The sequence below is a fragment of the Dictyoglomus sp. DH genome (genome assembly GCF_055181375.1).
In genome coordinates this window covers 862,214-886,361 of sequence record NZ_CM143706.1, presented here as the reverse complement: position 1 = coordinate 886,361, position 24,148 = coordinate 862,214, and the positions used below count along the sequence as shown (strand labels likewise).

The window sequence follows — 24,148 nt, the reverse complement described above, 5'->3', positions numbered from 1 at the left end:
TCTAAATCTTCTCAAAATAAGCCACATCTACAGCAAACACAATGGCTCCGCCAACTTTTACCTTAACAGGCATTGGTACCATCCTTAAAAGTTCTACAGAAGGAAGAGGAGGAATAATTATTTTTTCTCTTTCCTTACAATTTTCTTTTAAAACTGTAATAAAATCCTCAAATTCATCATCTTCTACAACAGTCATTATAGTAACACTACTTTCTTCTAAAAATCCTCCTTTACTTCTAAAGAAGGTCAAGGAAAAGTTCTTCTCTAAGAGAATCTCTCTAACTTTTTTCCAATCCTCTTCCTGAATAATAGCAAAAACTAATTTCATTTATCCACCTCTAAAGATATTTTCTTTCCAAATAAGCAATGATGTCTTTACTTACTTCTTCCTTTGGTCTATCTCCAGAAATTACTACAAATCTATCTTTTTCAATTTCAGCTATTTCTAAATATCCTTTTCTTACTTTATTATAGAACTCTAAATTTTCCCTTTCTATTCTATCAAAATTCTTTTTTCTACTCAAAGACTTATAAGGATCTATATCAATAAGAAAGGTTATATGGGGTATCAAATTGGAAGTCGCAATCTTATTAAGATCAGATAATATATTTATTGGTAAACCTCTACCATATCCTTGGTAAGCTATAGTAGAATCCATATAACGTTCACATAGAACCCAAAACCCTTCTTGAAGCTTTTCCTTAATCTTTTCTGTATTTTCTACTCTTGATCCTATATAGAGAAAAGCTTCGGTCCATGGTCTTAATGCTAAATCTGGATCTAAAAGGATAGACCTTATTTTTTCTCCTACCTCTGTTCCTCCAGGTTCTCGAGTTACATAGACCTTTACACCTTTATCTTCCAAATAATTTTTAAGTATTGAAATCTGAGTACTTTTTCCAGATCCATCTAAACCTTCAAAAGTTATAAATACAGATCTTTCCATTTTTATAAATCTATGCTGGGAATATTTTTACTTTTCTAAAGGGCTCCACACCAACACTCTCAGAATGTAAACCATATTGTTGAATAAGTTGATGCTGTAATCTCCTTATGTAGGCAGGTTGAGGAGACAATTCATAGGGTTCTTCATGGGTAAGAACATATTCAATTCCTTCTTGAGCTTCTCTTAAGGCCTCTTCTTCTTCGCTACTCTTTCCTCCTACAGTTTTAATTCCAAATCTTTCTCCTAAAAACCTTTCAATTTGTGTCACAGTATTACTTCTTAATACTGCTATATCTATCTTTCTTTTTTCTGCCTCTTTAAGTAAATCCTTAGCCCTCTTTTGATGAGCTTTCAATATAAGTAAACAATTTGCTTCTGATAAATTTTTTACTATGAAAGCTGGTACACCAAGATTTCGAATGGCTTTTTCCAATCTATTTCTACTTATACCATAAGGATAAATTTTAAGGACATCTGTCTTTTTATCTATCTTAACGACTGACTCCTCTGTCTCTTGAGAAGAAATTTCCAGTACAGAAGCCTCAACCCTTTTTACTTCACCTTCTGCAGTCCTTACTCTTATCTCTGGTCTTATAATATAACCTCTTAATAATGCATCTACTGTTTTTGCTACATCATGATGAATAGCTAGCTTATCCCTTTCTTGTATCTCTACTACAACTTGAAAGGTTGGAGGAGCTTTTCTCTCTAATACCGTTTTTTGGGTACCTCTTCTCTTTGCCTCTTCATCACTTAAAGTTACAACTTGTATACCACCCACAAGATCCGATAATGTAGGGTTTAATAAAAGGTTTTGTAAGGTTATTCCATGAGCAGTACCAATAAGTTGTACCCCTCTTTCTGCAATAGTACGAGCTGCTTTTGCTTCAAGCTCTGTACCAATCTCATCAATTACTATAACTTCTGGCATGTGATTTTCTACTGCCTCTATCATCACATCATGTTGTTTTGAGGGATTTGGCACCTGCATTCTCCTTGCTCTACCAATAGCAGGATGCGGAATATCACCGTCCCCACCAATTTCATTAGAAGTATCTATTATTATTACCCTTTTACCTAATTCATCAGCTAAAACCCTTGCGGTCTCTCTAAGAAGGGTGGTCTTACCAACTCCAGGTTTTCCTAATAGTAGAATATTTTTTCCACTTTCTATAACATCTCTTATTATATCTACAGTACCTAAAACTGCCCTACCCACACGACAAGTTAAACCTATAATTCTTCCATGTCTATTTTCAATAGCTGAAATTCTGTGTAATGTTCTTTCTATGCCAGCCCTTTTATCACCACTAAACTCGCCAACTCTGGCAATAATATAATTTAAATCCTCCTCTGTAGTATATCTTCCTTCAAAAATAATAGTTTTTTTATAAAATCTCGCTTCTATTTCCCTACCAAGATCTAATACAACCTCTATAAGATCCTTAACATCAGAATCCTTTTCCAATTTTTCTTTAATATCCGCAGGAAATATAGATAAAAATTTATCTAAATCATCAACTATTTGCTGAACCAAAATTCTATACCTCTCCTTCTTTTTGAATTTCCTTAAAAGCTATTATACCCCATGATCCTGGACCTATATGTGAAAGAATAGTACAACTAAAAGATCCTATATAAAAATCAGTAATTCTAAATATTTTCTTTACTTCTTCTGCGACTTCTAAGACTTCTTCATAATTATCAGAATAAGCTATAGCTATTTTTACAGGAACATCCCCCACTCTTTCCTTAATTATTTCTATAATTCTTGATTTCACTTTTTGTTTTGTCCTAACCCTTTCAACTGGCTCTATTGCTCCATCTCTAAGCTCCAAAATAGGCTTTATCTGTAACAAACTTCCCATCCATGCTTGGGCTGCGCCTATTCTTCCTCCCCTATAAAGGTATTCCAAAGTATCTACTGTGAATTTTACTTCGGAATTTCTAAACATAATCTCCGGAATATTCAAAATCTCATTTATACTTGCTCCCTTTTCTATGGTCTTAGCCAACTCTATAACTACAACACCAAGAGCAAGTTCTGTAAGTTTTGAATCAATCACATATATTTTATCACCGTAAGGTAAAAGCTCTTTTGCAGCATTTGCAGACCCAATAGTTCCACTTAATTTAGAAGAAATATGTATAGATATAATCCCCTCTAAATCTGGATTCTTCTCAAATATATTTTTGTATGCATTATAGAAATCTTCCACAGAAGGCTGAGAAGTTTTCGGGAATATATTGGTTTCTCTTGCCTTTTTAAAGAAAATTTCAGGCGTTATATCTATACCATCTCTATACACTTCTTCCTCAAAAGCAACCTTTAGCGGTACGACTATTATATCATATCTTTCTACATATTCTTTTGGAAGAGCAGCTGTACTATCAGTTACAATTTTAAACATATTTTCCCCCCTAAATTTATTTTTAAGATCCCTCAGTCTCTTCAGAAACAGTAGTTTCTTCTGTATACCTTTGTGGGGTTACTATGGCAACTATAACATCATCAAGAGGAGTTAATACCTTAATTTTATCAGGGATATTTAAATCCCCCACAGTAATCGCATCTCCAATATCCAAATCCGAAATATCTACTTCTATATTGGTAGGTATATCAAGAGGTAAAGCCCTAACTAAAATTTCTTCCACTCCATGTTGTAACAACCCACCCTGTTTAACTCCTTTTGGCTCTCCTTTAAGAACCACAGGCACATAAACATCTACTACTTCTTCCAATGTTACAGCATGAAAATCTACATGTATTGGTTCATCTGTTAATGGGTCAATTTGTATATCTTGAAGTAAAGCAGTCTCAGTAACACTGTTATTACCATCTTCTACTATTATTTTAAGTATATGCTGTTCTTTTGAATGCCCTCTTTTAATTAGATCCCACAATGCCTTTCTTTCTATCAATATATGAACATTTTCCTTCAAGTGTACCCCATACATTACACCTGGTACCAACCCCATTCTTCTATATTTTTTTGCAGATTCTTTTCCTAATTTCTCTCTTTTTTTGACTTTTATTTCAACCACATCCATTTTCTTAAACCTCCTTAAATCAATTTTTTTAATCAATTTTTTAGTCAAATAATGAACTTAAGGAATCCTTATTTGAGATCCTTTTAATAGCTTCTCCTAAAAGATTACCTACTGATATTATAGTAAGCCTTGGGACCCTCTTTTCCACAGGAATTGGTATTGTGTTAGTTACTACTAATTCCTTTATCTCAGATTCTTCTAATCTCTTATGGGCATCATTTGTTAAGATACCATGCGTAACAGCTGCATAAATATCTCTTGCACCTCTTTCTCTTAAAAGCTTTGCCGCTGAAAAAAGAGTATTCCCTGTTGTAATTATATCATCACATATAATAACATCTCTTTCTATAACATCTCCAATTATTTCCTCAACCTCTGCCACCTCTGGAGCTGGTCTTCTTTTATAAATTATAGCAAGAGGAGTATGTAATCTTTCTGCTAAAGCTCTTGCTCTTGTAACACCTCCAATATCAGGTGATATAACAACAGGATTTTTAAGATTTTTATCCTGAAAATACCTTGAAAAAAGAGGTAAAGCTGTTAAATTATCAACAGGAATATCAAAAAACCCCTGAATCTGACCAGCATGAAGGTCCATAGTTACAACCCTTGAAGCCCCAGCAACTGTAAGAATATTAGCTATAAGCTTAGCAGAAATAGGCTCTCGAGATTTAGTTTTTCTATCCTGTCTTGCATAAGCATAATATGGAATTACAGCTGTAACCTCATCTGCAGATGCCCTTTTTAAAGCATCAATTATTACTAAAAGTTCCATAAAGTATTCATTCACTCTGCTACCAAGAGACTGAATTACATATACTTCTGCTCCTCTTACACTTTTTGAAATCCTTGCATATATCTCACCATCTGAAAATCTTCTTATTTCAATTTCTCCAAGCTCAATACCTAAATATTTAGCTACTTCTTCAGCAAGTTCCCTATTAGAGGTCCCACTATACAAAGCTAAACATTTATGTGCCATACTTACTCTCCTTTAACTCTTTTATTTATATTTATATATGAGTAAGGCCCAATTATTGCTCCCTTTTTAAGATTAATATCTCCAAATATGAAAGAAAAAGGATATACAATAACATCATGCTCTATATTAGTTTTTTTCCCTATTACAACATTCTCCGGTTCTATCATAATAACACCATTTTCCATATGTTTTTTATTTATTTTATTCTTTAATATTTTTCTTAAAAATGCAAGCTCTTCCTGAGTGTTAGCTCCTAACACCTCTTCCTTATTTACATGAAAAACACCAACTTTTTTGCCTTTTTCAACAAAATATCTAATCGCATCAGTTAAATAAAATTCTCCTTGAGCATTATTGTTAGATAAAAGTGGTAAAATTTCTTTAAGATACATCCATTTAAAAACATAAATAGATGTATTAATCTCCTTGATATTCTTTTCTTCTTCATCTGCATCTTTTTCTTCTACAATTTTCAAAACATTACCATTAAAATCACGTACAACTCTTCCATATCCTTTAGGATCTTCTAAAAAAGTAGTTACTAAGGTACAATCATTATTTTTTTCTATATGTTCCCTACACAAATCTCTTATCGTATTTTCTTCCACTAAAGGTACATCTCCTGGAAATATTACCAGATTACCACTAAAATTACCAAGTTTTTCTTCAGCCCTTTTTATTGCATCACCTGTACCTAAAGGAACATCTTGAACCACCATGTGATCATTATCAGAAATTAACGCTTTTATTTTGGGGCTCACAACTAATATATAATTTTCACCAAAAACCGACTTTATTGTATCAAGTAAAAAATCTAAAAGATTAGATTCATAGAGGGGATGAAGAACCTTTGGAAGCTCAGTTCTCATCCTTTTACCTTGTCCTGCTGCTAAAATTATAGCCTTAAATCCATTCATGCTTAGGTGAATTTTTATAATAAAAATTGGCTGGGGAGGCTGGATTCGAACCAGCGAATGGCGGATCCAAAGTCCGCTGCCTTACCAGCTTGGCTACTCCCCAGTGCCAAAATAATTATATATTATAGTGAAAAAGAGGTCAATAAATGATAAAATAATTTTCAAAATGAAAGTCAGGATTAATTCAAACTTTAAAAATTTAAGAAAAGTCTATAAAAATCTGATTGAAAAATCAAAACATAATATAGTTAATCCTCTATTATTATTTATAATTATCGACCTTTTAATCCTTTTAATTGATTTTATTATTACCCCACCTTTAAAAATAGGAGATATAGCCCCTAAAAATATAGAAGCACCAAGAACTATAATATATAAAGATGAAGAGGAAACAGAAAGAATAAAAAATCTCCTTCTTTCTCAATTCAAACCAGTTTATACTATTGACCAGAATATTATCTTACAGAATATTAGCAAGCTATCAGAATTAATGATAGTTAAAGAAGAATCTTCAAATATAACCAAGTATTTTTCTTCTCTTCCCTCATCAAGAATTAACCTAATTAAAAAGAAAATAGAGAAATGGTTAACAGAAAATTATACAAAAGGGATTAAACCAGAAGAGACTGATGAAGTAAAACAAAAATTTATAAATTTCCTAATAGATGAAATTTATATACCAGCCCAAATAGCCCAAGAACTTTCAGAAATACTGATAGTTCCTAACATGTTTATAAATGAAAAAGAGACAGAAACAAAAAAACAAGAACTATTAAAGTCCATTAAACCTATAGAAAGACTAATTACAAAAGGTGAAATTATTGTTAGAAAGAGTGAAAAAATAACAAGAGATAAATTTATAATTTTAGAGGCCTTAGGCTATACCCTTTCTCAAAAAAACATATTAAGACTTATAAGTCTTTTTTTAACTTTATCAGCTCTCCAATTATCCATTACCATTTTTACGAGAAAATATTTAATAATAGAAAAAGACTTAAATATTTTTCTATTGATGAATTTTTTATTTACTCTATCAATACTTTCATCTAAGATTTTCTCTTTCTATTCTCCCTACTTAAATCCTTTAACTTCATATTTATTCATTTCTACAGTTTTATTAGATTTTCCATTATCTTATATTGTTTCTCTAACAATAATAGTAAGCTCTTCTATTTTCTCCTTTTCTTATACTATCCCTATTTTATCGTTCTTTGATTTTCTTATCATAAATAACAAAATTAAAGAATTAGAAAACAGATCAGATTATGTAAAGATTGGTTTTCTTATATCACTAATTAGAATACCCTTTATTGTTTTTGGCAAGCTTGTTTTTAACGAGTCAGATTTGACATATACAAACATGATTTATTCATTTATTAACCCTACCTTATCAGCTATTCTTTCAGTGGGAATAATTCCTCCCATAGAAGAATTATTTAGAGTAGCTACACCATTAAAATTATTAGAAATGACAAATCCAGATCATCCCCTTCTAAGAAAACTCCTTATGGAAGCACCAGGTACTTATTATCACAGTTTAATTGTAGGAAACTTAGCAGAAAGAGCAGCTAAAGAAGCTGGAGCAAATGAGAGAATAACAAGAACTGCAGCCTTATATCACGACATAGGTAAAGTAAAAAGACCTCAATATTTCATAGAAAACCTTCTTCCAGGCCAAAATAATCCTCATGAAAATTTATCTCCCTATATAAGTGCTCTTATTATCAAATCACATCCAAAAGATGGAGCGATAATTTTAAATAATTATAAGTTTCCCAAAAACATTATAGATATTGTTGAGCAACATCATGGTACAAGCCTCATTAACTATTTTTACAATAAGCAATTACAGATTTCTAAGAAATATGTACCTGAGGATGATTTTAGATATCCTGGCCCAAAACCCGAATCTAAAGAAGCAGCTATAGTGATGTTGGCAGATAGCATAGAAGCAGCCACAAGAACCATTACTAATATTACTCCAGAAACTATAGAAAAAGTAATAAGAGAAGTAATTAGAGAAAAACTTATAGATGGACAATTAGAAAACAGTAAACTAACCTTAGAAGAATTAGAAAAAATTGCTCAGAGTTTTATAAAAACAATTATTGAGCTAAGACACCCAAGGATACCATATCCAAGTTTTAAACTTAAGGAAGAATAAAAAAATCAACAAAAAAAGAGGAGGCTCTCTGGCGATGACCTACTCTCCCACCCCGTTGCCAGGGCAGTACCATCGGCGCTGGAGGGCTTAGCTTCCGTGTTCGGAATGGGAACGGGCGTTTCCCCTCCGCTCTAATCACCAGTAGCCTCCTCTTCTTTCATAACTCCATCATAAATCCTTCTTGAGAGAGATCACACCGTAACCAGCCAGGCGTCAAAGCCTCGGCATATTAGTACCGGTCGGCTTCACGCATTGCTGCGCTTCCACCTCCGGCCTATCTACCTCCTCTTCTCGGAGGTGCCTTACCAGGTTTTCCCTGTGGGAAACCTTATCTTGGGGTGGGCTTCGCGCTTAGATGCTTTCAGCGCTTATCCCGTACGGACTTGGCTACCCAGCTCCTGCACCTGACGGCACAACTGGTACACCAGAGGTCCGCCTGCTCCGGTCCTCTCGTACTAGGAGCAGTTCCCCTCAAGTTTCCTACGCCCGTGGCGGATAGGGACCGAACTGTCTCACGACGTTCTGAACCCAGCTCACGTACCGCTTTAATGGGCGAACAGCCCAACCCTTGGGACCTTCTCCAGCCCCAGGATGCGGTGAGCCGACATCGAGGTGCCAAACCTCGCCGTCGATGTGGACTCTCGGGCGAGATCAGCCTGTTATCCCCGGAGTAACTTTTATCCGTTGAGCGATGGCCCTTCCACTCGGGACCACCGGATCACTAGGCCCGACTTTCGTCTCTGCTCGGCCCGTCGGCCTCACAGTCAGGCAGGCTTAACGCCCTTACACTTTAGGCACGATTTCTAACCGTGCCAAGCCTACCTTTGGGCGCCTCCGTTACCTTTTAGGAGGCGACCGCCCCAGTCAAACTGCCCACCAAGCACTGTCCCCCAAAAGGCTCTTCTTTTGGGGTTAGAACCCCAACACCACAAGGGTGGTATTCCACCGGCGGCTCCACAGAGGCTGGCGCCCCTGCTTCTCAGCCTCCCACCTATCCTCTACATGCGGTGCCAAAGTTCAATGCCAGGCTGCAGTAAAGCTTCACGGGGTCTTTCCGTCCTGCCACGGGTAGTCCGTATCTTCACGGACACTCTAATTTCACCGGGCCCCTCGTTGAGACAGCGCTCCAGTGGTTATGCCTTTCATGCGGGTCGGAACTTACCCGACAAGGAATTTCGCTACCTTAGGACCGTTATAGTTACGGCCGCCGTTCACTGGGGCTTCGGTTCAGGGCTTCGGGTATTCCCCTAACCCTTCCCCTTAACCTTCCAGCACCGGGCAGGCCTCAGCCCCTATACATCGGCTTCTACGCCTTAGCAGAGACCTGTGTTTTTGGTAAACAGTCCCCAGAGCCACTTCACTGCGGCCCTTTCAGGCTATTCACCTTACTCGGGCACCCCTTCTTGCGAACGTACGGGGCCATTTTGCCGAGTTCCTTAACGAGGGTTATCCCGCGCACCTTTGGATCTTCACCTCGCCCACCTGTGTCGGTTTGCGGTACGGGCACCCGCTAACCTCCCTAGAAGCTTTTCTCGGCAGTGTGGGCTCGATGCCTTCGCCCTCTCTCGAGGACTCCCCATCACTCCTCGGTTCATCAGGAGTGCGGATTTGCCTACACTCCCTCCCTTAGAGCTTGGACCTGGTATGTCACCACCAGGCGCACCTACCCTCCTGCGTCCCTCCTTCGGTATTAACGGTTAGCAGGTGGGGCCGGAATATTAACCGGCTGTGCATCACCTACGCCTTTCGGCCTCGGCTTAGCTCCCGCCTAACCCTGGGAAGACGAGCTTTACCCAGGAAACCTCGGGCTTTCGGTGGGAGGGATTCTCACCCTCCTTTTCGCTACTCATGCCGGCATTCTCACTTCCGCCTCGTCCAGCGGTCCTTCCGGTCCGCCTTCTCCCTACAGCGGAACGCTCCCCTACCGCTCTACCTACCCGAAGATAGGTAGAACCCAAAGCTTCGGTGCCGGGCTTTAGCCCCGTGTATTTTCGGCGCAGCTTGGCTCGATCAGTGAGCTATTACGCACTCTTTGAATGATGGCTGCTTCTAAGCCAACATCCTGACTGTCTTCGCCAAGCTACCTCCTTTACCACTTAGCCCGGACTTTGGGACCTTAGCTGTTGATCTGGGCTGTTCCCCTCTCGACTATGGAGCTTATCCCCCACAGTCCGACTCCCAGCCATCCACCTAAGGCATTCGGAGTTTGACTGGACTCGGCAGCGGATCCCCGCCCCTCGCCCAACCAGTGCTCTACCTCCTTAGGCTTCATCAGCTGAGGCTAGCCCTAAAGCTATTTCGGGGAGAACCAGCTATCTCCAGGCTCGATTAGCTTTTCACTCCTACCCACAGCTCATCCCATAGCTTTTCACTGCTAACGGGTTCGGACCTCCACGGGGGGTTAACCCCGCTTCATCCTGGCCATGGGTAGCTCGCCTGGTTTCGGGTCTAATGCGTGTGACTTGACGCCCTCTTCAGGCTCGCTTTCACTTCGGCTCCGGGACTCCTCTCCCTTAACCTCGCCACACGCATTAACTCGCCGGCTCATTCTTCAACAGGCACGCAGTCGAGCCAGCTCAAAAGAGTTACCCCCTTTTGAGCATCGCTCTCCTACTCCTTGTGGACGTACGGTTTCAGGTTCTATTTCACTCCCCTCTCCGGGGTTCTTTTCACCTTTCCCTCACGGTACTATGCGCTATCGGTCACCAAGGGTATTTAGCCTTAGGCGGTGGTCCGCCCTGATTCGCGCAGGATTCCACGTGCCCCACGCTACTCGGGATTAAGGCCCATAAGAGATACATACTTTTCGCCTACGGGGCTCTCACCCTCTCTGGCCAGCCTTCCCAGACTGTTCGGCTAAGTATGTATTCCCTTACGAGAGAGTCGCGGCTCCCTCCGGCCTTATCCCTCTACCCCTGAGTGGCAACGCCCGCGAGCTTCTCCACCACTCAGGTTTAGGCTCCTCCCCTTTCGCTCACCACTACTCAGGGAATCGATTGTCTCTTTCTTCTCCTCGGGGTACTAAGATGTTTCAGTTCCCCCAGTTCCCCTCCCTAAGAGTTTCCCCTTAGGGATACTCTGGCATTACCCAGAGTGGGTTTCCCCATTCGGAAATCCCCGGATCATAGCTTGCTCGCAGCTCCCCGGGGCGTTTCGCCGCCTGCCGCGTCCTTCTTCGGCCCTTGGCGCCTAGGCATCCACCGTACGCCCTTTCTACTTTGACGCCCGGCTGATTACTGCATCATCCCTCTCTATCTTCTCTTGTCTAAGGTGCAAAGATACAGGGAGAAAAGAGGGAGAAGAGATAAAGGAAAAAGAGGACACTTTTCCTTCTCCATAAGAAAGGAGGTGATCCAGCCGCACCTTCCGGTACGGCTACCTTGTTACGACTTCACCCCAATCATCCGCCCCACCTTCGGCAGGCTCTTCGCCTGACTTCGGGTGTTGCGGACTCTCGTGGTGTGACGGGCGGTGTGTACAAGGCCCGAGAACGTATTCACCGCAGCGTGGCTGATCTGCGGTTACTAGCGATTCCGCCTTCACGCAGGCGAGTTGCAGCCTGCGATCTGAACTGGGGGTGGTTTTAGGGATTCGCTCCACCTCGCGGCTTCGCTCCCCTCTGTACCACCCATTGTAGCGCGTGTGTAGCCCAGGGCATAAGGGGCATACTGACTTGACGTCATCCCCACCTTCCTCCGGCTCATCGCCGGCAGTCCCCTTAGAGTGCCCGGCTTTACCCGCTGGCAACTAAGGGCAGGGGTTGCGCTCGTTGCGGGACTTAACCCAACATCTCACGACACGAGCTGACGACAGCCATGCACCACCTGTGCAGGCTCCAAATAAGGGGAAACCCCCCTCATTCGGCACTTACCCTTTCGGGTAAGCTTTCAGCCTGCATGTCAAGCCCTGGTAAGGTTCTTCGCTTAGCATCGAATTAAACCACGCGCTCCACCGCTTGTGCGGGCCCCCGTCAATTCCTTTGAGTTTTAGCCTTGCGGCCGTACTCCCCAGGCGGGGCACTTATCGCGTTTGCTGCAGCACGGAGAGTCTGACTCCCCACACCTAGTGCCCATCGTTTACGGCTAGGACTACCGGGGTATCTAATCCCGTTCGCTCCCCTAGCTTTCGCGCCTCAGCGTCAGGGCCAGTCCAGAGAGCCGCCTTCGCCACCGGCGTTCCTTCCGATATCTACGCATTTCACCGCTACACCGGAAGTTCCGCTCTCCTCTCCTGCCCTCTAGCTTAGCAGTATCAGATGGCCTCCCCAAGTTGAGCTTGGGGCTTCCACATCTGACTTGCTAAGCCGCCTACACGCCCTTTACGCCCAGTAAATCCGGACAACGCTCGCCCCCTACGTCTTACCGCGGCTGCTGGCACGTAGTTAGCCGGGGCTTTTTCCTCGGGTACCGTCAGCTTTCTTCCCCGAGAAAAGAGGTTTACACCCCGAAGGGCTTCTTCCCTCACGCGGCGTCGCTCCGTCAGGGTTTCCCCCATTGCGGAAGATTCCCGGCTGCTGCCTCCCGTAGGAGTCTGGGCCGTGTCTCAGTCCCAGTGTGGCCGACCACCCTCTCAGGCCGGCTACCCGTCTTCGCCTTGGTGGGCCATTACCCCACCAACTAGCTGATAGGCCGCAGGCCCATCCCAGAGCAGTATACAGAGTTGCCTCTGTATACTCTTTCCTTACCTTAGCTCTCCGCTCGATAAGTATATGGGGGTTTAGCACCCCTTTCGAGGTGTTATCCCCCTCTCTGGGGTAGGTTACCTACGTGTTACTCACCCGTGCGCCGCTCTCACTCCTATCGGTTATCCCAATAGGAGCTACCGCTCGACTTGCATGCCTTAGGCACGCCGCCAGCGTTCGTCCTGAGCCAGGATCAAACCCTCCATCCAGTATATATCATACCTTCCCTTTCGGGTCTGTATCCTCGCTCTCTATATGCCTTCCTCTCTTCTTCCTTCTCTCTTCTCTCTCCCTTTTCTCCCTTTGTCTAATGTGCATCCGCCCTTTCTCATCGGGCGGATTAAATTCTATCATATATATCTCCCTTTTGCAAGAGGGGGACAAAAAAATATAAAAAGGCAAAAAAGCCTTTTATACCTCTTGATCTTCTTCTACCTTCTCTCTTCTTTGATTTCTAAACATTTCTAAAATTTCAGAGACAGAAGTTGCATCATAAGGACCTTTATCCTCTCTAATAAAGCCAATAACTCTTGGGAATCTTAATGCATAACCTAATCCATCAGTTTCTTTCCCACAAGTATGCACGGGGCTTCTTGTTATTTCATCAGCTTGAATTTCTACCACATATTTAGGTTCTACCCATACATCAGGTTCTATTAAAGAATCAACATTACTGGGTTTATGGTCAACTTTTACTTCATCTAAAACTTCCCTAAATTTTACCCATTCCTCTTCCGTTGGGCCTGTTCCTATTTTTGCTATAGTCTTAAATAGATCTCTCTCTTGATCATACACTCCAACAAGAAGGGCACCTATTCCAAATTTTGCTCTATGTCCTCTTCCTTTAAAATATCCAAGAATCACACAATCAACTGTATCTGTAAGATGACTTTGATAAGATCTCTTTAATTTTATCCAGTTAAAATTTCTTACTCCTGCCTGATATGGGGCATCTAATCTCTTAGCTACAATACCTTCCAATCCTTCACTAATACATTCCTCAAAAAACATCTGTATTTCCTTCGGATCACTGGTAACAATATTCTTTGTTATAAAAATTTTATCTCCTTCTTTTATATTCTCTTCTAATTTTTTTCTTCTTCTAAGATAAGGTAAGGATGTAATATCTTCTCCATTTACATATAATATATCAAAAGTAAATAGCTGGAGAGGAAAAAGCTCTACCATTTCACTGATATTATATTTCCTCTTTCTTTGAACAGTAATCTGAAAAGGATAAAACTCTCCAGTTTCGGGATTATAAGCGATAGCTTCACCCTCAATTATTATCTCCTCCTTAGGTATCTGATTAAGTATTCCTTCTACTAAATCAGGAAACATATGGGTATTATCTTCTAAATTTCTTGAGAAAATTTTGACAATTTTACCTTTTTTATGTATCTGACACCTAAATCCATCAAACTTAGGTTCTACTGAGCATTTACCCATTTTTTTAATGATCTCTTCAGGCTTAGAAACCCTTTCTGCTAATGCCATCCTTATTGGTCTTCCAACTTGTACCTTGATTTTCTTTAGAGCTTCTGTACCTCCTTCCCAAAAAACCTTAGCCACATATCCTAAATCAGAAGTAATATTAAAAGCTCTTTCTATAAAAGACCTTAGAGTCTTATCTTTTGCCTTTGCATAAGAAAGAGCATCCATAATTGTTGGCTCTCCTATTCCAAGCCTTAATTTTCCTAAAACTATTCTTACCAGATATTTTGCTCCTTCTGAAGTTAAGGAGTTTATAAGAAATGCCAATCTATTTACTTTAGTATCAACACTTCCTTCTCCAGAGATACTAGCTATCTCATATAAAACATTAAACACCTCAGTAATTGATAAATCTCTTTCTCCTCCTCTATGGTATCTTATTACAATTTCTCCCAAGTCTCCTATTTCCTTATAAACCCTTTCAAGTTCTGATATAGGCACTATAAATGCTAAAGTCATAGCTCTTAATACTAATTTATCTGACATACCAAACTCGACTTTTTCATATTCAGGAGTAACTCTTCCATTTAATAGATAGATTATCTTATCAATTTCTTCTTTATCTGCCTTTTTAAATAAATCAGCTAATATTTCAGTCATCTCATTTCTTTTTGTAGTAATTTCTAATCTTCTAAAATATTCGGCCAATTCACTAAAAAACATACCTCTTCATTCTCCTTTCATTAAAATCTTTTGATATAATTAATTTTATCACTATAAAAAAGAAGGGAGGAAAATTAGTTATGGAATTTGTAAAAAGTCATGGTCTTGGAAATGATTATATAGTCCTCGAAAAAAATAAAATTGATTTTATATTAAACGAGAAAAACATTAGATTAATCTGTAATAGAAATAAGGGTATAGGATCTGATGGCATCCTTGTATTTGAAAAGATTAATGATAATGAATTTGCTGTCAGAATTTTTAATCCTGACGGAAGTGAAGCAGAAAAGAGTGGCAATGGACTCAGAATTTTAGCTAAATATATATACGACTATGGTTTTACCTCTCAAAAAGGATTTTTTATACACACATTAGGAGGAAGGGTTAAAGCCAATATAATTGAGGAAAAAAATAACAAAGCAAAAAGTATAGAAATTGAAATGGGAAAAGTTACCTTTAATACTAAAGAAATTCCTGTAAATACAAAAGAAGAAGAAATTGTAGACAAAGAATTAGAAATAGATCACGAAAAAATAGAAATAACCTGTCTTGCCATAGGTAACCCTCACTGTGTGTTTTTTGTTGACAATATTGATGAAGAAAAAATTAAAAAATTAGGTCCAATTTTGGAAAATCACCCTCTCTTTCCAAATAGAACAAATGTTCAAATGGTAAAGGTAATATCTCCTGAAAAAATAGAGATAAGAATATGGGAAAGAGGTGCTGGTTATACACTTGCATCTGGTAGTAGCTCTTGTGCAGCAGTTTCAGCAGCATATAAAAAAGGTCTTGTCAATAATTGTGTAGAGGTTCTTATGCCTGGTGGCGAATTAAAAATAAGAATAAATAAAGATTGGACTGTTAACCTCATAGGTCCTGTAGAAGAAGTATTTAAAGGTCAATTTTCTGAAGAATTTTTGGAAAAACTTAAAGAGATTTAAATCATTCCTTTTTTAAATTCTGTTAATTGATATAAATGGTCTTTCTCTTGTTTTATTATCTCAGAGAGGATTTTTCTATCTTTCTCTGGTATAAATGGTTCTATCTCATAATAAAATAAAAGAGAATCCTTCTCAAGTCTGATAGCAAGTTCTAATACTTCTTCTTTGTTCCATACAGTTTTCTTGGTAAGTTCATTCCAATCAATAAATGCCTGTGAATCCACCCAAGCATGTAAATATTTATTGGCTTCTTCATCAGGATAAGCAGATACAAAACCTTCTTTTTCAATCTCACGATAAATCTCTTTAAAAGTTATTGCATGAGAATGCTCCTGAACAGCAAGATATGAAAATAGTCTTTTTAAGTCTTCTTTCTCTACTTTAGATTCCAATATCTTATAAAATTTTTCACCCTCTTCTTCCAAGTGAATTGCCATTTCTAAAAGATCAGCAGAAGAAAACATCTTTACCATTTTCTACAAAACCTCCTTTTTTTACTTTCCAGATACCATAACATCTTCTAACTTTATTATTGGAGAAATTACATTCCCTTTAAAATATAATTCGCTTCCTACTTCAGATATTGATTTTAAAAGATCCTTTAAATTTCCAGCAACTGTCATCTCTGCTAACGGTTTATAAAATTCACCATCTTTTATTTGCAAACCTTCTATACCTAAGGAAAAATCTCCAGAAACTGTATCTGCAAGATGTAATCCCATTAAAGAAATAATATAAATACCATCTTTCACAGAAGATATTATCTCTCTCTCTGTTCTAATACCTGGTTTTATATACATATTGAAGGGGGCTATTTTAGGTAGACTCTTAAAATTAAGACGCACTCCATTTCCAGTAGAATTTCTTTTTTCTTTATTAGCAGTGTACAAATTATGAAGATATTCCTTTAATATTCCATCTTCAACAAGATACTTTTTATATGTTTTAACTCCCTCATCATCAAAAGCCCTTGGAATTAATGACCTTTCATCAGTAGGATCCTCTATAATACTCAATATTGGAGATGCTACTCTTTGATTAATTAATCCCTTCAACAATGATTTGTTTTTCTGAACATTGTCAGCAATAAACATATATGAAAGAAGCTCTAAAAAATCACTTGCCACATCTGAGGGGAGTAAAATTGTAGTACGTTTAGATAGGATTGGCTCAGCTCCCAATAAGCTCGTAGCCTTCCATACAACCTTATCTACTAGATCATCAAAATTCAAATCATACCAGGTCCTTCCAGCATCAAACTCAAAACCACTTCTTTCACTATTCCCATCAGAAGCTGAAATTTCTACATAAACATATTGATATTGATAATTGTATTCAAGGAAAGTATTTAATGTATTTATTATCATATTATTATCACATATTTTCTCCCAAACTATATTTCTTATATTTTTTATTCTCTTATCCTTAGAATATATTTTTTTCTCAATTTCTTTAAGAGTGTTAATTCTTTCCTCCATTGGGGGATCCTCAATATATCTTTTTATATCCTTGGCTTCCAAATCTTCTACTAAACTCCAATTTTCATCAATAGGCATATAATCAACATATGCCAATGCCTTATTTATAGCTTCCTCCACATTCTTGATATCTGTTGTATATGAAAAACTTTGCTTGTTTTTTTTAAGTATTCTTATACCTATACCTTGTTCTTTTGATACTTGATATTTCTCTACGTCTCCACCATATATTGTTAAAGAATGTTTTTCCTTTTCTTGATAAAAAATTTCTCCTTCAACTTTCTTTTTCTTAAGAAGTTTCAAAACAGATTTCATATCTAACATGATTAAAAAATTTAATCCTCCCTCTTTTTAGTTCCACCTACAGTAATCTCAGATATTAATATGGTAGGCATTCCATCAGTAACAGGTACACCCTGACCATCCTTTCCACATGTTCCTGGAGTAAAACCAATATCATCACCTATCAATTCTATTTTCTCAAGGATTTTAGGCCCATTACCTATCAAAGTAGCTCCCCTCACAGGATTTTTAATTTTTCCAGATTCTATCATATAACCTTCTTCAATCTCAAAAACAAAATCTCCTGAGACTGTATCAACCTGACCACCACCCATTTTTACCACATAAAGACCTTTTTCTACTTTATCTAATATATCCCCTAACTTACTATTCCCAGGAAGGATAAAAGTATTAGTCATCCTTGGGATTGGTGGATATCTAAAACTTTGTCTTCTACCATTGCCAGTAGGAGCTACTCCAAACTTTTTAGCAGTAATTCTTGAATGCATATAATTTTTTAATATTCCCCTGTCTATTAACACATTATAATTTGTTTTAACTCCTTCATCATCTACATAAGAACTTCCATATTTTTCTTCCAACACACCAGCATCTACTAATGTCACAGAATCAGAAGCTACTCTCTCCCCTATCTTATCTTTATAAACAGAAACACCTTTTTCAACTAAGTCTGCCTCCAAACCATGACCTACTGCCTCATGAATTAGAACACCCCCGGCCTGAGAAGAAATAATCACAGGCATAATTCCAGCAGGTGCTTCCTCAGCTTCTAACATTAAAATAGCTCTACGAGAAGCCTCTAAAGCTACATTCTTAACTAAATCCTCAGTAAAAAGCTCCCAGCCTAAAGTAGCCCCTACAATCTCATAACCAGTTTGTATAAGTCCATCTTTTTCACCAACTGCAAACCCATAAACGACACTTCGCACTCTCTTTTCTTCTACAAAGTCACCATCACTATTTGCTATAAGTATTTCCTGGGTATGGTTCCTTATTAATGATGTAAATTGGACGATTCTTGGACTATAGTTTCTTGAACTTTCATCCATTATTTTCAAAAGGTCAATACCTTCTCTAACCTCTACCGATCTATAATCTTTCAATGCTTTGGTAATAAATTCCTTTTTATCCTCTATAACTACCTTTTTACTGTTTTCTCCTTTAATAACTACCTCTGATAAATCATGAGCAAGCTTCTTTAAACCAAATTCACTTATATCAGTAGTATAACCATAATACGCTTTGTCTCCTTGAATAATCCTTATACCAGCCCCTATATCCTCTCCATAAATTACTTCTTCCGCCTTCCTATCATCCCAATAAAAATAAAGGGAACAAGAATTTTCTAAAAATATCTCTGAAAATTCTCCCCCATGTCTGAGAGTAATATCAAGAATTTCTTCTATTAAGTTTTTATTTAACATATTCATTAACCTCAATTATTAACCTTAAGGGGGAGAGTTTCATCTCCCCCTCAAATCTTTAAATAATTCTTAAAGAGTAATTGCACCGACTGGACAAGAATCTGCTGCATCTTGGCAACAACCAGCAGACTCACAATCAGCCCCTTCTCTTACAACAGCTTTTCCTTCGCTATCAATCTCAAAAACATCAGGGCATAAAGATGCACAAACACCACACCCAATACAAAGTTCTCTATTTACCTTTGGTACGCTCATTTAATTAACCTCCTTTTATAATATAGTATTATCATCTTAAAAAATTCTCTTAAAGAATAGAAAATTTTATCCTAAAAGTCAACAATTATTCTCTTATGTAATCTATTTTAGCTCCTACAGAGAATTTAAATCTTTCAAAAAATCCTGCTTTAACTTCCAAAGCATATCTATAGGGTTTAGGACTATAATACACAGGACAATCTTTACCCTCTTTACATGGTAACATTCTCTGAATATTAAAGATACTCTTATCAGAAGAAATAAATGCAATATCTAACGGTACATACGTATTTTTCATCCAAAAACCGTAGGATACATCGGTGGAAAATATAAAGAGCATTCCATACTCCCATGGTATATCCTTTCTATACATGAGTCCTAAAGTATGCAATTCTTCCCTATCAGCTATCTCTATTGGAATCTCCAAACTTCTATTGCTTTGGGTAATAATAAGTCTTCCCTTTGGAAAAACTGTCTTAGAAGTTCCCAAAGTTACTAAAGATATAATTAGGATCCCAAAAATCATTAAAAATATAAACTTTTTCATTACATAATAGCCCCTTTCTTTTTATTTCTTGCTATAATTATAGTATGATAAAAAGAGAATTTGCAGAATTACCTCTTCATACTGGTAAAGCGCCTCAATGGCTTTTTCAGAGAATGAAAAAGCTATCAAGAGAAATTATTCTTCTATTCTATATGGAGAACAAAATTGATGATCTTATAAAAAAACTTTCAGATCCTTACTGGTTTCAAGCTTTAGGATGCATATTAGGCTTCGATTGGCATTCCAGTGGACTTACAACAACTACTGGATCCGCACTTAAAGAAGCTCTTAGAGAAATTCCAGATGACATAGGACTTTATATAGTAGGAGGAAAGGGGAAAACAGCTTTAAATACTCCTAAGGAAATCATAAAAATATCAGAGAAAAGTAACATTGATCCAAATAAATGGATCTTTATAAGTAGAATAGTAGCGAGAGTAGATAATAATGCCATTCAGGATGGATATCAATTGTATACCCATCTTCTAGTATTTACAAAAAATGACAAATGGTGTGTTATCCAACAAGGAATGAATGAAAAAAACCACTATGCAAGAAGATATCATTGGTTAGGAGATGAAATAAAAAGTTTTGTAGAAGATCCCCATAAAGGTATTATTAGTGAAAGATTTGAAAATTATGTATTAAACCTGGTTTCAAAAGAAAGTAAAAAAGCTCAGGAAACAATAACATATTTATTTCACGAAAGGCCAGAAGATATAACAAGACTATGGGAAAAAGTTTCTTTAAGACTACCTCCCCACCATCCAATAACTGCTAGAGAAATAAAGCCTGAAAATCTTAAGACTGTATTATTGAAAAACTATGAAAATCCTCCAAAGGATTTCCAAGATTTAATGCTAAGGGAAGGTGTAGGAGCAAAAACTCTTAGAGCTTTAGCATTGATATCCGAGCTTGTATATGGAAATCCAGCAAGCATAAAAGATCCAGCAAGGTTCTCTTTTGCTCACGGCGGAAAAGACGGACATCCCTATCCTGTAGACAAAAGAAATTATGATAAATCCATAGAAATATTAGAAAAGGCGATTAAAAATGCAAAATTAGGTAGAAGAGAAGAAATAGAAACTCTTAAAAAATTATCTTTCTTTTTTAAGATCTAATAGAATCTTCTTACTGTATATGTGGGCTAATCTTATAGGTTCAGGCAATCTGTATTTGAAAGTACAATTAATCGAAATTTTTATAGAGGATTCTAACGAAACTTTATGACCAGGAGATATATATATAGGTTTTACATTCTCTTTTGTCCTTAAAACCGCACCGATAACCTCTCCCTTATCATATATATAACTAAATGCTCCCTTTTTATTATCAGGTTCTTTAAAATCTCCTATTAATAAACTTTTAGCACACCCTATGGTTGTTATATCTAATATTACCCCTACGTGAGACGCAATACCCAATCTTCTTGGATGTGCTATGCCTTGACCATCAAAGATTAATATATCAGGCTTTATTCTGAGTTTCTCCCAAGCCTTCATTATACTTGGGCCTTCTCTAAAACTTAAAAAACCTGGCATATAAGGAACTGTTACATCCATTGAATGATAAGAAACTTCTATTAACTCTAATGTTTTGTAATTCATAACTACAATAACAGATAATGCAACATCTTTAGAAAAAGATGTATCCACACCACCTACTGTGTTTATATTAATAAACCCATCTTTTAAAATAATTTTTCTTTTTAGCTCCTCTTGAATTTTTATTGCTTCATCTCTACTTTTCCAGACAAAAAACCTTTCATAATCCATAAATCTCTATACTTCCTAACTTCTCCATATCTATATTCAGATTCTTATCCCCGCCACATTTACTCATATAAATATCTATAAATCTTTTCATTGAATTTTTGGGCTTAAGAATATAGACATTATTCAGTTTTACAGAGTAAGCAAAAGGATAAAATATAGTGTAATTTGATAAGATAAAAATATTTAAATCTCTTAAGGCTAGTAAGAATAAAATAAATTCATCTAAATAAATAATTTTCCTTATTTTAAAAATATCACCAGAAAAAGATAAATCCACATTATTATCAAAAGTTCTATTCTCTATCACAACTTTAGTATAAAGGTTATAAAATTCCCCCTCTTTTCTCTTTAGTATAAAGGAATCTATAATAGCCACTTTTTCCTTATTAATCCTTTGAAAATAAAGCTTTGTTATAAGTTCTTCCAGAGATCCTGGCTTTCTAACCATAAACCCTTTAGAGTCTTTAGGATAACTCTCTAAAACCTTTGTATCTTTAAGAAGTTGAATATCAAAAAGAAGTTTTTCATTATGTAAAAAAACTATATTAAGGGGAATTCTTATTTCTAAAATTTCATCTAAAGCCCAAAATATATCATCACTTAAAGATGTTTTATTGTCTTTTGATATTTCCAAAGATAATATTTCTTTAGTATAATCCCTAAAATTTAATTTTAAGGATATTCCCTTATCAAAGAAATCATTCACCTTCCCATTTTTTACATCAATCCTTATATAAAGATTCTCAAGATCATAGCCATAATATATTCCCTTTATCAATCCATCTTCCCCCAAAAGATTTAAAGAAGAAAGCATCCACTCATCTTGGAAAGTAACTTTCCCGTCTATTTTAGGAGTAAAAATAAAAGATTCTCTTGATTTCCAAATAGGATTTTTAAAGACAATGGGAAAATCCAAAAAAGTAGGATAATCTCTATTTAGTGATCTAAAAACATTTTTCAAATGTTCTCTAAATATATAATCAAATACCTCATCATGGCCTGAATCTTGATCATCTCCATACCACCAGAACCAATCACTCCCCTCAGCAGCCCATAAGCTTTTCCAATCTAAACTTTCCTTATCAAAATAGGCTTTTTTAATTCCTCTTTCTAAATAGGCTCTAACTAAACTCAAATAATCCCAAGCCAAATTTTCTTCAAGCTCTCCAATCCAAGTAGTAAGATCAGTATTTATCCAAGATCCTGTAAAAACATAGTTTAAAGTATCCTTTGGAGGATTTTTAAGTATAAACTCCCCGACCGTTGTAGTTTCAACTTCATTAGAATTCTCAATCAATGTATAAAGATGCCTTAAAAAATCTCTACCATCATTATCATAATATTCCCAGCAGTTTTCACCATCCAAAGCAATAGTCAATAGATAAGACCGATCCTTGGGTAATCTATCCTTTATTTTAATTATTCTCTCATACAGATTCTTAGCTGCATCATAGGGATTCATATTCATATAAACAAAGCCTATCATGTCTGATAAGAACTGATCTCTAAACACTATATTAACTCCTTTACCATTAATATTTACTCTATATGGTTTACACAAAATTTCTGGATTTAAAATATTTCCATTACTATCTCTCACTATCTCTTTTCCAATAGTCTTTCCAAGAATTTTCTCATCTGTAATTATCCACTTTATATTAAGCTCAGAGCATAAAACTATAACCTCTGGAGAAACAGCCTCTTCAGAAGGCCACATTCCTATAGGTTCTCTTGAAAAAATTTTTTTATAATATTCCTTTCCTAAAATTATTTGAGCTTTTGCATCTTCAGGATAAGAAAAGCTAAAAGAAGGTAAAGGTAAATCTGGAGTAGATATCTTAGCATTCTCGGTACTTACAAGAAGTGGTAATATGGGGTGAAAAAAGGGAGAAAAAGTTATTTCTATTTGCCCTGAATCTTGTATCTCTTTATAAAGAGAAAATAAATTTTTAATTATATAAAACTGTTTCTCTATCAGTTTTACTTTTTCCTCTTCATTAAAAAATCTTCCTTTTTTACATAATCCTCTCAAAAATTCATCCTTTTCCCTAAATTCAGGATCAAACCAAGCCAGATTATATAAAACCTGCAAATCTAAATAATCCTGATTAGAATAATCTTCATTTTTTAACTTTTTATCATACAATTCTTTAAACCTATCAAAAATAAACCCCATTTTCTCCTTATTAAGCAGAAAAAAGTTGTCTTTAATAAATTTTCTCTCATTTTCATTTAAATCCTCCACTTTTTTAAGTGTATATTCAAGCCAAAGATCCGTAGTTGTCCCATTTAAATATTCTTCAATTTGCATTAGTAAACTTGGAACTAAATTAAAAGTTTGCTTAATTTTGGGAAAATCTCTTAATATGGACACCATATTGTAGTAATTTTTAATTGCATGAAGCCTCACCCATGGAAAAAGGGAAAGATTATTAATAATATCTTTATAATAAGGTTGATGCATGTGCCATACAAAAGCTATATATAATTTGTTTTCATTCATTATATGAACCTCCATATATTAAT

General features: G+C 36.8%; 19 protein-coding genes, 1 tRNA gene and 3 rRNA genes. 3 read left to right on the top strand and 20 right to left on the bottom strand.

Annotated elements, in window-relative coordinates:
* Position 1: 1 nt before the first annotated feature.
* The 8 genes from ACY3JJ_RS04190 to ACY3JJ_RS04155 all read right to left on the bottom strand — a co-directional run bounded on the left by ACY3JJ_RS04190 (position 2) and on the right by ACY3JJ_RS04155 (position 6,000).
* Positions 2-328: a cyclic-di-AMP receptor gene (locus ACY3JJ_RS04190; RefSeq protein WP_463082428.1), complete on the bottom strand. Its 327-nt coding sequence runs from the start codon at positions 326-328 to the stop codon at positions 2-4.
* A 10-nt stretch (positions 329-338) separates the two neighbouring features.
* Positions 339-947, bottom strand: coding sequence for a dTMP kinase (gene tmk / locus ACY3JJ_RS04185; RefSeq protein ID WP_463082429.1), 609 nt, complete (start codon positions 945-947; stop codon positions 339-341).
* Between the two features lie 10 nt (positions 948-957).
* The gene (locus ACY3JJ_RS04180) at positions 958-2,487 is read right to left on the bottom strand and encodes a R3H domain-containing nucleic acid-binding protein (protein ID WP_463092580.1); all 1,530 of its coding nucleotides are present in this window, start codon (positions 2,485-2,487) and stop codon (positions 958-960) included.
* A gap of 1 nt (position 2,488) precedes the next feature.
* Positions 2,489-3,358, bottom strand: a complete 870-nt coding sequence (locus ACY3JJ_RS04175; RefSeq protein WP_463092522.1) for a DegV family protein — start codon at positions 3,356-3,358, stop codon at positions 2,489-2,491.
* 22 nt (positions 3,359-3,380) lie between these two features.
* The gene (locus ACY3JJ_RS04170) at positions 3,381-3,998 is read right to left on the bottom strand and encodes a 50S ribosomal protein L25/general stress protein Ctc (RefSeq protein WP_463092521.1); all 618 of its coding nucleotides are present in this window, start codon (positions 3,996-3,998) and stop codon (positions 3,381-3,383) included.
* A 40-nt stretch (positions 3,999-4,038) separates the two neighbouring features.
* Positions 4,039-4,980: a ribose-phosphate diphosphokinase gene (locus ACY3JJ_RS04165; RefSeq protein ID WP_463082432.1), complete on the bottom strand. Its 942-nt coding sequence runs from the start codon at positions 4,978-4,980 to the stop codon at positions 4,039-4,041.
* A 2-nt stretch (positions 4,981-4,982) separates the two neighbouring features.
* The gene (locus tag ACY3JJ_RS04160; RefSeq protein WP_463092520.1) at positions 4,983-5,897 is read right to left on the bottom strand and encodes a sugar phosphate nucleotidyltransferase; all 915 of its coding nucleotides are present in this window, start codon (positions 5,895-5,897) and stop codon (positions 4,983-4,985) included.
* A 27-nt stretch (positions 5,898-5,924) separates the two neighbouring features.
* Positions 5,925-6,000, bottom strand: a tRNA-Gln gene (locus ACY3JJ_RS04155).
* Between the two features lie 63 nt (positions 6,001-6,063).
* Between ACY3JJ_RS04155 and ACY3JJ_RS04150 the strand changes: the two genes are divergently transcribed.
* Positions 6,064-8,061, top strand: a complete 1,998-nt coding sequence (locus ACY3JJ_RS04150) for an HD family phosphohydrolase (RefSeq protein ID WP_463092519.1) — start codon at positions 6,064-6,066, stop codon at positions 8,059-8,061.
* A 26-nt stretch (positions 8,062-8,087) separates the two neighbouring features.
* Here ACY3JJ_RS04150 and rrf read toward each other — a convergent pair.
* The 5 genes from rrf to ACY3JJ_RS04125 form a co-directional block, all read right to left on the bottom strand.
* Positions 8,088-8,204: ribosomal RNA gene (gene rrf / locus ACY3JJ_RS04145) — 5S ribosomal RNA — on the bottom strand.
* Between the two features lie 66 nt (positions 8,205-8,270).
* Positions 8,271-11,285: ribosomal RNA gene (locus ACY3JJ_RS04140) — 23S ribosomal RNA — on the bottom strand.
* A gap of 117 nt (positions 11,286-11,402) precedes the next feature.
* Positions 11,403-12,951, bottom strand: a 16S ribosomal RNA gene (locus tag ACY3JJ_RS04135).
* The 16S, 23S and 5S rRNA genes sit together here, the layout of an rRNA operon.
* 7 nt (positions 12,952-12,958) lie before the next feature.
* Positions 12,959-13,096 carry a hypothetical protein gene (locus ACY3JJ_RS04130; RefSeq protein WP_463082013.1) on the bottom strand — a complete coding sequence of 46 codons (138 nt, stop codon included), beginning with the start codon at positions 13,094-13,096 and terminating at the stop codon, positions 12,959-12,961.
* 57 nt (positions 13,097-13,153) lie between these two features.
* Positions 13,154-14,899, bottom strand: a complete 1,746-nt coding sequence (locus ACY3JJ_RS04125) for an ATP-dependent DNA ligase (protein ID WP_463092518.1) — start codon at positions 14,897-14,899, stop codon at positions 13,154-13,156.
* An 80-nt stretch (positions 14,900-14,979) separates the two neighbouring features.
* On the opposite strand from ACY3JJ_RS04125, the gene dapF reads away from it, so the two are divergent.
* Complete coding sequence (gene dapF, locus ACY3JJ_RS04120; protein WP_463092517.1) at positions 14,980-15,840, top strand: diaminopimelate epimerase; 861 nt, start codon at positions 14,980-14,982, stop codon at positions 15,838-15,840.
* On the opposite strand, the gene ACY3JJ_RS04115 is transcribed toward dapF, so the two are convergent.
* From ACY3JJ_RS04115 to ACY3JJ_RS04095, 5 genes are all read right to left on the bottom strand, one after another.
* Positions 15,837-16,313 (bottom strand): ferritin-like domain-containing protein, encoded by a 477-nt coding sequence (locus ACY3JJ_RS04115; protein WP_463092516.1) that lies wholly within the window; start codon positions 16,311-16,313, stop codon positions 15,837-15,839. The two genes, dapF and ACY3JJ_RS04115, sit on opposite strands and share 4 nt — an antisense overlap.
* A 21-nt stretch (positions 16,314-16,334) precedes the next feature.
* The gene (locus tag ACY3JJ_RS04110) at positions 16,335-17,642 is read right to left on the bottom strand and encodes a TldD/PmbA family protein (protein WP_463092515.1); all 1,308 of its coding nucleotides are present in this window, start codon (positions 17,640-17,642) and stop codon (positions 16,335-16,337) included.
* Positions 17,643-17,653: 11 nt separating this feature from the next.
* Positions 17,654-19,045 (bottom strand): TldD/PmbA family protein, encoded by a 1,392-nt coding sequence (locus ACY3JJ_RS04105; RefSeq protein ID WP_463092514.1) that lies wholly within the window; start codon positions 19,043-19,045, stop codon positions 17,654-17,656.
* Positions 19,046-19,114: 69 nt separating this feature from the next.
* On the bottom strand, positions 19,115-19,300 hold the full coding sequence (locus ACY3JJ_RS04100; protein WP_463092513.1) for a ferredoxin: 186 nt from the start codon (positions 19,298-19,300) through the stop codon (positions 19,115-19,117).
* A gap of 85 nt (positions 19,301-19,385) precedes the next feature.
* On the bottom strand, positions 19,386-19,847 hold the full coding sequence (locus tag ACY3JJ_RS04095; RefSeq protein ID WP_463092512.1) for a DUF192 domain-containing protein: 462 nt from the start codon (positions 19,845-19,847) through the stop codon (positions 19,386-19,388).
* Between the two features lie 44 nt (positions 19,848-19,891).
* Here ACY3JJ_RS04095 and ACY3JJ_RS04090 point away from each other — a divergent pair, with 44 nt between their 5' ends.
* The gene (locus tag ACY3JJ_RS04090; RefSeq protein ID WP_463092511.1) at positions 19,892-20,968 is read left to right on the top strand and encodes a DUF763 domain-containing protein; all 1,077 of its coding nucleotides are present in this window, start codon (positions 19,892-19,894) and stop codon (positions 20,966-20,968) included.
* Here the strand turns inward: ACY3JJ_RS04090 and nfi are convergent.
* Positions 20,945-21,622: a deoxyribonuclease V gene (nfi, locus tag ACY3JJ_RS04085; protein ID WP_463092510.1), complete on the bottom strand. Its 678-nt coding sequence runs from the start codon at positions 21,620-21,622 to the stop codon at positions 20,945-20,947. The genes ACY3JJ_RS04090 and nfi overlap by 24 nt on opposite strands.
* Positions 21,612-24,125, bottom strand: coding sequence for a glycoside hydrolase family 57 protein (locus ACY3JJ_RS04080; protein WP_463092509.1), 2,514 nt, complete (start codon positions 24,123-24,125; stop codon positions 21,612-21,614). The genes nfi and ACY3JJ_RS04080 overlap by 11 nt, the downstream gene beginning before the upstream one ends.
* Positions 24,126-24,148 lie beyond the last annotated feature (23 nt).

Excerpts from the sequence above, each read along its gene's own strand:
- ACY3JJ_RS04170 (WP_463092521.1), bottom strand. The coding sequence starts at position 3,998 with ATGGATGTGGTTGAAATAAAAGTCAAAAAAAGAGAGAAATTAGGAAAA.
- ACY3JJ_RS04130 (WP_463082013.1), bottom strand. The coding sequence starts at position 13,096 with ATGATAGAATTTAATCCGCCCGATGAGAAAGGGCGGATGCACATTAGA.
- ACY3JJ_RS04160 (WP_463092520.1), bottom strand. The coding sequence starts at position 5,897 with ATGAATGGATTTAAGGCTATAATTTTAGCAGCAGGACAAGGTAAAAGG.
- ACY3JJ_RS04095 (WP_463092512.1), bottom strand. The coding sequence starts at position 19,847 with ATGAAAAAGTTTATATTTTTAATGATTTTTGGGATCCTAATTATATCT.
- nfi (WP_463092510.1), bottom strand. The coding sequence starts at position 21,622 with ATGGATTATGAAAGGTTTTTTGTCTGGAAAAGTAGAGATGAAGCAATA.
- ACY3JJ_RS04150 (WP_463092519.1), top strand. The coding sequence starts at position 6,064 with ATGAAAGTCAGGATTAATTCAAACTTTAAAAATTTAAGAAAAGTCTAT.
- ACY3JJ_RS04175 (WP_463092522.1), bottom strand. The coding sequence starts at position 3,358 with ATGTTTAAAATTGTAACTGATAGTACAGCTGCTCTTCCAAAAGAATAT.
- ACY3JJ_RS04125 (WP_463092518.1), bottom strand. The coding sequence starts at position 14,899 with ATGTTTTTTAGTGAATTGGCCGAATATTTTAGAAGATTAGAAATTACT.
- ACY3JJ_RS04080 (WP_463092509.1), bottom strand. The coding sequence starts at position 24,125 with ATGAATGAAAACAAATTATATATAGCTTTTGTATGGCACATGCATCAA.
- ACY3JJ_RS04110 (WP_463092515.1), bottom strand. The coding sequence starts at position 17,642 with ATGTTAGATATGAAATCTGTTTTGAAACTTCTTAAGAAAAAGAAAGTT.
- ACY3JJ_RS04105 (WP_463092514.1), bottom strand. The coding sequence starts at position 19,045 with ATGTTAAATAAAAACTTAATAGAAGAAATTCTTGATATTACTCTCAGA.
- ACY3JJ_RS04165 (WP_463082432.1), bottom strand. The coding sequence starts at position 4,980 with ATGGCACATAAATGTTTAGCTTTGTATAGTGGGACCTCTAATAGGGAA.
- tmk (WP_463082429.1), bottom strand. The coding sequence starts at position 947 with ATGGAAAGATCTGTATTTATAACTTTTGAAGGTTTAGATGGATCTGGA.
- ACY3JJ_RS04190 (WP_463082428.1), bottom strand. The coding sequence starts at position 328 with ATGAAATTAGTTTTTGCTATTATTCAGGAAGAGGATTGGAAAAAAGTT.
- ACY3JJ_RS04090 (WP_463092511.1), top strand. The coding sequence starts at position 19,892 with ATGATAAAAAGAGAATTTGCAGAATTACCTCTTCATACTGGTAAAGCG.
- ACY3JJ_RS04115 (WP_463092516.1), bottom strand. The coding sequence starts at position 16,313 with ATGGTAAAGATGTTTTCTTCTGCTGATCTTTTAGAAATGGCAATTCAC.
- ACY3JJ_RS04100 (WP_463092513.1), bottom strand. The coding sequence starts at position 19,300 with ATGAGCGTACCAAAGGTAAATAGAGAACTTTGTATTGGGTGTGGTGTT.
- dapF (WP_463092517.1), top strand. The coding sequence starts at position 14,980 with ATGGAATTTGTAAAAAGTCATGGTCTTGGAAATGATTATATAGTCCTC.